The 9,088-nt window shown below is 41.1% G+C and carries 9 protein-coding genes; 3 read left to right on the forward strand and 6 right to left on the reverse strand.

Annotated elements, in window-relative coordinates; genetic code table 11:
* Positions 1-164 precede the first annotated feature (164 nt).
* Entirely contained in the window at positions 165-917 is a 753-nt protein-coding gene (locus FHS59_RS23055; protein ID WP_184498757.1) for an NIPSNAP family protein, read from the reverse strand.
* 44 nt (positions 918-961) lie between these two features.
* Complete coding sequence (locus FHS59_RS23060) at positions 962-1,324, reverse strand: transmembrane 220 family protein (protein WP_184498759.1); 363 nt, start codon at positions 1,322-1,324, stop codon at positions 962-964.
* 193 nt (positions 1,325-1,517) lie between these two features.
* Between FHS59_RS23060 and FHS59_RS23065 the strand changes: the two genes are divergently transcribed.
* Together FHS59_RS23065 and FHS59_RS23070 are read left to right on the forward strand one after the other, a co-directional pair.
* Complete coding sequence (locus tag FHS59_RS23065) at positions 1,518-3,137, forward strand: mechanosensitive ion channel family protein (protein WP_184498761.1); 1,620 nt, start codon at positions 1,518-1,520, stop codon at positions 3,135-3,137.
* Between the two features lie 8 nt (positions 3,138-3,145).
* On the forward strand, positions 3,146-3,697 hold the full coding sequence (locus FHS59_RS23070; RefSeq protein ID WP_184498763.1) for a GNAT family N-acetyltransferase: 552 nt from the start codon (positions 3,146-3,148) through the stop codon (positions 3,695-3,697).
* Between the two features lie 6 nt (positions 3,698-3,703).
* Here the strand turns inward: FHS59_RS23070 and FHS59_RS23075 are convergent, their stop codons facing one another.
* The 4 genes from FHS59_RS23075 to FHS59_RS23090 all read right to left on the reverse strand — a co-directional run bounded on the left by FHS59_RS23075 (position 3,704) and on the right by FHS59_RS23090 (position 7,699).
* Entirely contained in the window at positions 3,704-4,750 is a 1,047-nt protein-coding gene (locus FHS59_RS23075) for an SMP-30/gluconolactonase/LRE family protein (protein ID WP_246388601.1), read from the reverse strand.
* Positions 4,751-4,827: 77 nt separating this feature from the next.
* Positions 4,828-6,108 carry a TIM barrel protein gene (locus FHS59_RS23080; RefSeq protein WP_184498765.1) on the reverse strand — a complete coding sequence of 427 codons (1,281 nt, stop codon included), beginning with the start codon at positions 6,106-6,108 and terminating at the stop codon, positions 4,828-4,830.
* Positions 6,105-6,296 carry a hypothetical protein gene (locus FHS59_RS23085; protein ID WP_184498767.1) on the reverse strand — a complete coding sequence of 64 codons (192 nt, stop codon included), beginning with the start codon at positions 6,294-6,296 and terminating at the stop codon, positions 6,105-6,107. Before FHS59_RS23085 ends, FHS59_RS23080 begins: the two co-directional genes overlap by 4 nt.
* Positions 6,293-7,699 carry a purine-cytosine permease family protein gene (locus tag FHS59_RS23090; protein WP_184498769.1) on the reverse strand — a complete coding sequence of 469 codons (1,407 nt, stop codon included), beginning with the start codon at positions 7,697-7,699 and terminating at the stop codon, positions 6,293-6,295. Before FHS59_RS23090 ends, FHS59_RS23085 begins: the two co-directional genes overlap by 4 nt.
* A 256-nt stretch (positions 7,700-7,955) precedes the next feature.
* Between FHS59_RS23090 and FHS59_RS23095 the strand changes: the two genes are divergently transcribed.
* The coding region (locus FHS59_RS23095) for a class II aldolase (protein ID WP_184498771.1) at positions 7,956-9,088 on the forward strand (1,133 nt) is incomplete at its 3' end.

Consider the following 9,088-nt stretch of genomic DNA (forward strand, 5'->3'; position numbering starts at 1 on the left):
GATGCCGCTTTTGCACTGGTCTCAGGGATGCTCAACAAATCCACCGGAAACATGATCAATGTCGACGGAGGTCTTGCACCGGCTTTCCCGAGGTAATACCTGATTTCCTTAACGCAAAAAAGCCAACTTCATCAGTTGGCTTTTTCAATTTTATAGTTTGACTCTTATTTCATTGGAGAAAAAGGAAGAGTTTTGAAAAATGTTGCATCTACTTTTTCTACGATTTTACCATCTGCTTCAGAAGCATCTCTTGCTGCTACCCAATCCGGATCTTTCAAGAATCTCTGGAAGGCTGCTTCAAATGCAGCCTGATCCTCATGTCCAAGCAAGTAAACCAATTTAGATTGACCTCCCTCTTTTTCTGATGTCAACCAATATGGATAATTTTTCAAACCTTGGCGTTCAAATAATTCCTGAGTATGGTCTTTAAATCTCGCAATCAAATTATCGATTCTTCCATCGTAACAAGTGTAAATTCTCAATTGAAAAACACCACTTGAAGTTGGCATCATTCGGTCATTTAGCCCAGGTGCCAAGGTCATGAAAGTCTGGTCGATTTTTGCCACCAAAGCTCCATCGACAATTGACTCTTGATATGCTTTCTTCCATTCTGGGTCATTCATAAAAGTATCCCACATCCGGTCTCTTGCTGCTTCGTCTGGATACCCCAGAATATAAGTCATGGAATTATCATTATTTTCTACTGGTACGAAATAAGCGATGTTCTCCATTCCGCTTTTCTCAAAAAGCGCTACGGTATGATTTTGAAATCTTTTGATCAAATCAGGCAATTTTCCTGGGTTTGCATAATATTTTCTAACCTCAAAATAGGTTGATTTAATATTTGCTGCTTGCTGGCTGTAGGAACTGAAGCTTATCAAGATTCCTAACAATGCCAAAAAGGTGATTTTTTTCATAGGTTTATTGGTTAAGGTGGAGGTTATTCAATCAGTTAATGCATTTATTTTTTCCAAGCTTTAACAAGACCAGGAAGCATCACTATGGTTATAATCAATAATCCAAAGGACTCTCTTGACTCTTCCATAAAATCTGTTTTCATACTTAAATTATGCTGCTCCACTTCCTGAGAAACCCAACTCCCAACATCTCCCTGCCAATATAAAGCAGCTCCGATTAAACAGGCGATCACTACCACGGTCAATGGAATCTTGGGGAAAATCCCCCTAAAACCTAACAGGCAGAAAATAATGGCAACACCATAAATACTTACCCAGATTTCTGGATCTGGATCATTAAATTGCCAAAAGGCAAATAGAGCAAAGAGAAACACCCAAAGCCCATAAAAAACTTTGTTGAAGATCATAATTGTAATGGATTTTAACCAAATCTACTGAAAACGATGAATTTTAATTAATTTAATCCATCAATTGAATCATTATTTAAAACCTATTGCAAATTTTTTAAACGATAACTCTCGAGTTGGTATGGTCCATATTAGGAAATTATTCTTACTAATCTCCCTCTTGTCATTCACTGGAATCTCCTTCGGCCAAACCATGGATAGTACTTCTGTCCAACAAGCAGATAGCCTTAAAAGACCAGTGGTATTTTACGAGGACACCTTGTTTTACATTGGGGCCAAACTAGGACCATTTGACCCTTCGGATCGAGCCTCGAGTTTTTCCAATAAGCTGGAATTATTACTGGATTCTGAAAATTTTGACACCACACTTCTTACGACCTCTAAAGATGATCTGGCAATAGAAATATTGCATGGAGACATCATCTTAGGCAGTGTTACTTTGGCTGATGGAAATCAAAATGGCAAAGAGCCTGCAATTCTGGCGGAACAATATGTAAACGCCATCAAAACTTCCTACAGAAACAATTACCATTCAAGATCATTGATACAAAACCTCATCAGAAGCGGTCTGATTATTTTGGTCATTGTCATAGTAGCATTTCTAGTAACTTTTATCAATAAAGGATTCAATAAACTGATCGATTTTATCTTATCGAAATGGCATAGATATTTTAAAGGAATCAAAATAAAATCCTTTGAACTTCTCTCTGCGGAAAAAGAAGAACAGCTGCTTAAAGTACTGATGAGGATTTTTAAAATCCTTCTAATAATAGTTCTTCTCTATCTGGCTTTGCCTATAATTTTCAGCATTATCCCTTCTACCAAAAATCTGGCAAGCACATTACTTAGCTATATTACCAACCCACTGAGATCGATCTTAAGCTCTTTCTTTGGATATATACCAGAGCTATTTATGATTTTGATCGTGGTAGTGATCACTTATTACCTGGGGCAGTTCATTAATTTTATTTCTGGGGAGATAGAAAGAGGAAATCTTGCGATTCCAGGATTTTATCCGGAATGGGCAAAACCAACTTTTAATCTCCTGAAGATTCTGGTCTATGCCTTTTCTTTCATAGTCATCTTTCCATATTTACCCGGATCTGATTCACCTGCATTCCAGGGTGTCAGCGTCTTTTTAGGTCTTTTGATTTCCTTGGGATCCTCTTCTGCAATTAGTAATATCATCGCAGGTCTTGTGATAATTTACATGCGGGCTTTTAAAATCGGTGATCGGGTGAAAATCGGCGATACTACCGGAGATGTGATCGAAAAAACCATGCTTGTTACCAGGCTTCGTACCATCAAAAATGAAGAAGTTACCATTCCGAATTCTTCTATTTTAAATGGAAATACCATCAACTATTCAGTAGAATCCCATGGCCCTGGTTTAATTTTGCATAGCACTGTCACGATCGGCTATGACGTACCTTGGCGTCAAGTTCATGATTTATTGATCAAAGCTGCACTGCAAGTGGAAGAAGTCATCAAAGAGCCCAAACCATTTGTCCTACAAACCAGTCTGGATGATTTTTATGTGAGTTATCAGATCAATGCTTATACTCAAGAATCGAAGAAAGCGGCAAAGAGTTATTCCGACCTCCATTCTGCCATTCAGGATGCATTCACAGAAGCAGGAGTGGAAATCATGTCTCCACATTACCGAGCTTCCCGTGATGGTTCTGATTTGGCTATTCCTCCAAAGTACATTCCTGAAGTGAAGAAAGAATCTGTACCTCCAGAAAAACCCCAAACACCTACTCCAGATCCAAATGATCCAGGAGATGTAGCAGAAGACTCTACCTATAATTAATTCTAAAGATGGTGAATATTTGCCATGCAGAAACTACCTGTGATCTACAGGGCATTCTGGACCTACAAAAGGAAAACCTCCTTCAAAACATCAGCGATCAGGAAAAACTGGAACAAGGCTTTGTCAGAGTACAACATTCCCTGGATCAACTGGAAATGCTCAATGCCATTGAGCCACATATTATCGCAAAAGACGAAGATAAAATAGCGGCTTATTTCCTTGCGATGACAAAGACATCCAGGAATGATGTCCCCATGCTTATTCCCATGTTTGATCAATTTGACAGCTTGACTTTCAAAGGAAAAAAAATCAGCGAAAGTAATTATATGGCAGTTGGCCAAGTCTGCATCGGAAAAGCATATCGAGGGCAAGGTTTATTTTTCCAATGCTATGAAGCATATAGAAAAGCATTCGAAAGCCGATACGATTTCGCTATCACAGAAATTTCAATTTCGAATGCTCGCTCCTTAAAAGCCCATCAGAAAGTAGGATTTGAGGTAATCCATACTTTCAAGGATGAATATGAAACATGGGCCATCGTCCTTTGGGACTGGAGTTAATAAGTATTATTTCAGTTTGATTCTCATGAGTTCTCCATCTGCAGTGATGTAGAGATATTGTTCATTCTGGTCAAAAGTACAATTAGAGGTGGCTCTTCCTGTTCTCAAAGTGCCCAAATGCTCACCTGTTGGACTGATGATCAAAATCCCTCCTGGACCACTGGCAAAAAGATTTCCGCTACTATGAACTGCTAATCCATCCGGAAGTCCTGGATTAGCATCACCCACTAAATTGCTAACATCTAAAATCATTTCTCCGGAATCCACATTTCCATTAGCATCCAGATGGTAAGCATAATACCTAGCCTTCTCTGGATCCGACTGGGCGATGTACAATGTTTTTTGATCAGGGCTTAATCCGATCCCATTCGGTCTTGAAAGAGAATCTATCTGAAGAGAAAGATTTCCCATAAAATCAAGTTGATAAACTCCTTGGAAGTCTAACTCCTTTGGGTCCCATTCATCCAAGCCATAGGGAGGATCAGTAAAATAAATGGTTCCTCCTCCATTCATGACCAAATCGTTGGGGCTATTGAATTTTTTCCCTTCGAAGCCAGCTGCCAAAACTTCAAAATCCGAAGATGGATTAGATATTCCGGCTTTCATTTTACCTATTTGCCTTGCCCCATGTTGACAAAGAATCAGATTTCCTTCCCCATCCAGAATCAATCCATTTGCACCGGGTTCTCTTTTATTTTTCTCTTCTCCAAAATATCCAGAAGGCTCCAAAAACACTTCCAGACTATCGGATTCTGACCATTTCCAAACACGGTTTTTTGGCACATCTGTAAAAATCAATGCATTCTCTTCAGCCAACCAAAGTGGCCCCTCAGACCAATCAAATCCACTTGCAATTATCTCCAAGGAAGCATCCTCAGGGACTAGCTCATTCATTGCCTCACTGATTCGTTCTATTGAACCAGCAGTTTCATACTTTGAGCTAATATCTTGGGATTCTTCTTCTGTCGCAGAGATTGTACTTTCTTGATTCTTTGGAGAGTTACAAGATACAAGCAGGGCTAAAAACCAGATTTTGGTCAAACTGTTTTTCATGGGTTATTGTCTTGATTTTGAATACTCAAGATATCAATTCCTCATGAATTAGAAATAATCTTAGGATTTGATTTACGTTACAGACCGGTAGACCTGGATTCTGCCCCTCGTTCTGAAATCAGATTTTTCCGAACCGCTAAAGATCTGTAAAGCATTATTGGATCGGCGGCTCCACCATTTTGGATTCTTGCCTCTCTTACTAATGGTCTTACGTCCCGCTGAAATGCTTCCTGAAGACATTCTTGTGCTCCTACTACATCTCCTTCAATCTGGCAAGTCGTTAGCTTTCTTCTGTCTACCAAAAGTGCTTTCGCAAAACTTATACTGATCATTTCCAGAGCCTGCATCAAATCTTCCAAAGGATCTTTGGTATTATGACTAGCGTCAATCATCCAGGAAATGCTTTCCCAAGCCTGAGCTCCATCTTCAGAACCCGAAATCAGCTCGCAGAAAATCAGGAAAAGTTGGTAGGGCTTGATACTTCCAGTCGTCAAATCATCATCCCCATACTTGCTGTCGTTGAAATGGAATCCCGCCAGCATATCCTGATACATTAGGGTCGCTACGATCTGCTCAATGTTGGTATTTGGTAAATGATGCCCCAAATCCACCAATACTTTAGCTCGGTCTCCAAGTGATTTGCAAAGCAAAGATGAGGTTCCCCAATCAGGTATGATGGTATGATAAAAATTAGGTTCGTAAGGCTTGTACTCCAGCAGCATTTTCCAGTCATCCGGCATTGCTTTGTAAATCTCTGTCAAGGATTCTTGAGTCCACTGCAAAGCACTTCTTAGACTTGACTGACCCGGAAAATTACTTCCATCTGCAAGCCAAACAGTCAAACCTTTGCTTCCCAATTTCTTACCAATTTCCACCACCTCAATATTATGCGCAACAGCTTGATCTCTGACAGCTTTTTTAGAATTCCCCAAGGAACCCAACTTATAGGTTTCACTTCCCCCATTATCCTGGAAAGTATTGCTGTTCATCGCATCAAAGGAAATCCCAAGCTCTGAAGCCAATGACTTGATCGCAGAATAATCAGAAGGAATATCCCATGGAATATGTAAGGAGACACTATCTGTTTTTCTGGTCAAATCTTTCAACAATCCGATATCAGCTAATTTTTCCTCCAAATTCCTTGGCTCTCCACCAATCCCAAATCTACCAAAACGTGTTCCTCCAGCACCTAAGGCCCAGCTCGGAACAGCTATTTGAAAGTCTTTGATTTTTTGGATTAACTCATCGACATCAACTCCTTCCTTTGATAATTTATTGGAAAGAAAGTCCCATTCATCTTGATGGGAAAGCTTGAGTTTAGAATTGTGATCTGATATTTTATCTAATGATAATTTCATGATTCGCTAGATGATTCGTCTGTTTTTTTATTGATCCAAAATGGTGCTGTACCAAACCAGATCAACATTCCAATGGTCATGTAGAGATGACTGGAATCCAAAGTGATATAGGATTTAAAAAACAAAATTGGAGGAATGATAGTCAATACCAGCCCTATATAGGAAGCTATTTTTAAGATGGTTTTCATGCTAGTTTCGTCTTTAAAGCTGGAAATTTAATTTTTGAAAACACAACGAATAAAGTCACTGCAACAAACCATCCCGGCAATCCTAAAAAGAATAGTTCCAGTCCGTAGAAATAATTGAGTAACCAGCAAACAAACAAAGTCAACAGCCAGGCTGACAATGCCGGCCAGGTAAATGTTTTCTTATTATTTAATGCTTGCTCCTGCTGAAAACCGAATTTATCTGCAAAATAAAAGTCAGCAAAAATCACTGCTCCCATCGGCATCAAAATCAATCCATACAAAGCCACAAAATCCAAAAGCTTCATCACCAGAGCTGGGAAGCAGGCTGCCAAACTGGTAATTCCACCAACAATCGCTGTGATTTTCCAGGTTTTTGTTTGAGGAAAAATCCCCTGCAAAGCCAAGCCAGCTCTATAAATGGTCGGATTTGCTGTGGTCCATCCTGCCACCACCACGCAAACGGCACCTGCAATTCCTGCGGCTTGGTAAGCGATTGGTCCCGGAGCAAATTCATTGGAATTAACATTGTTTTGCAGGAATACCGCATATAAAATTCCTGATGCAATCCATGCCACAAAATGGCCTATGTACATCCCTGCAAAGGAAAGGAAACCATATTTCCAAGATTTTGCATAACGAAGAATGGTCAGATCCGACATGCCAATATGCATGGCCATGTTACAGAACCAGCAAAAGAAAATCACATGCCAGATCGTGAACTTGGAAATTCCCGGCAAAGGAACTCCAGTCCAGATCACCTCTTTGGCAGCCACAATAAATCCATCAAGCGTATGAACTCCTAACTGTGGCAATGCAGCAAATGCTGCCGAAACAAAGATCAAAATCATCCATGGAGCCATCACGTTTGCAAATTTCGCCACTTGATTGTATCCTCTGATAGCAATCAAAGTGATAACGGTCCCCATGATCATCACGGCCACAATCCAACCGGCAGTTTTTGGATACCAATCCGTCAATTCAGGCATGGCCAAATTAAATGGAATCCCAACCGCCGTCGCTGAAACTGCGATCATCGAACCAGCCAAGAAGCAGAACATCAAAGCATTGATGAGGTTGTATAAATTGACCACGGACTTTCCCGTGATTCTTTCTAATTGATAGTAGAGAGTCATTCTCTTGCTGGTGGCAATTGGCCCAGTTAAAAACCCCCAACTCAAAACGGCTAAAAGATTTCCAATCAATAATCCCAACACCAAGTCTGTAGCAGCCACACCATGCGCTACAAATAAAGGCCCGATAACAAACTCAGTTCCTGCCGTATGTTCGCCAGCATACATTCCCAGGAAGCTTTTCCCGGATTTCAATTGATTATCAGGGACTGGTGTCCTTTCGTACTCGTTATTTTGGCTTACTATCTTTTTAAATAATTTCTGATCTTTCATATCAAGGGGTAAAAAATCCAAATTTCTCAGGCCAACTGTCCTGTTCCGTCCTATAAAAACACTTTTAAAGGGGAATTAAAGCAAAAAGCAGTTTCGGTTCCGAAGGCATTTTTCTAACTTGAATTTTGGAAACTAACGGTTTGAAAATTAAGTAAAAAATGGTTTTGATCAAGAAATTCCGTTGATTTCAAGACAGCACAGGACACCAAAATTGATCTGTACTGCCATCTTCAACCTATTAAATTGAAAATATTAAATGAATACGAATACACAAGAATTCAAGCATGTCAGCTATTTATGGGATGATAAAATAGCTGCCACGATGGAAGGAAACGAAGTTGACCTATTAATCTATAGATCCAATATCCTGGGGGCTGATCTACGCATCACCAACTATGGCGGTGGTAACACCAGCTGCAAGACGTTTGAGGCGGATCCCCTGACCAAAGAGTCGGTAGAGGTCATGTGGGTCAAAGGATCCGGCGGGGACATCGGAACCCTCACCAAAGCAGGACTGGCAGGACTCTATGTCGATAAACTCCGGGCCCTTCAGGGAATCTATCGCGGCATTGAATTCGAGGACGAAATGGTCGGACTTTTCAACCACTGCATCTACGACCTGGACTCCAAAGCTCCATCCATCGATACACCTTTACATGCTTTTTTACCTTTCAAACACATTGACCATCTCCATCCCGATGCTGCCATTGCCATCGCCGCTTCCAAGGACGGAGAGCAGATCACAGCTGACCTATGGAAAGGACAGATCGCCTGGGTGCCTTGGCAAAAGCCAGGTTTCGACTTAGGACTGCAACTGCAGCAGACCTTGGCGGACAATCCGGGTATCAGAGGAATCATGCTCGGCGGTCACGGCTTATTCACCTGGGGAGACACTTCTTTTGAATGTTACATCAACAGTCTGGAAGTCATCGAAACTGCTTCGGCTTATCTGGAATCCAATTACGGCAAGACAAGACCGGTTTTCGGTGGCCAGAAAGTAACTTCTCTTCCGGCAGATCAGCGTGCCTATCAGGCGGCTTTGCTCGCTCCGGTACTTCGTGGACTGGCTTCTTCGGAAAAGAAAATGGTCGGGACTTTCTCCGACACCGAAGTAGTACTGCAGTTCATCAACTCCCACGATCTGGGCAAACTCGCACCGATGGGAACTTCCTGTCCTGATCACTTCCTGCGCACCAAAATCTCTCCTTTGGTTTTGGACATCCCTGCAGACATTGATCTTTCCGATCCTTCTTCCCTGAAGGCTGATCTGGAGGAGGAATTCCAGAAATACCGCGAGATGTATGCCGATTACTACGAAAAACACAAGCACTCTAATTCACCAGCCATGAGGGATCCCAATCCGGTGATCATTCTTTGGCCGGGTGTAGG

The organism is Algoriphagus iocasae, from assembly GCF_014206875.1.
GTDB classification, from domain to species: domain Bacteria; phylum Bacteroidota; class Bacteroidia; order Cytophagales; family Cyclobacteriaceae; genus Algoriphagus; species Algoriphagus iocasae.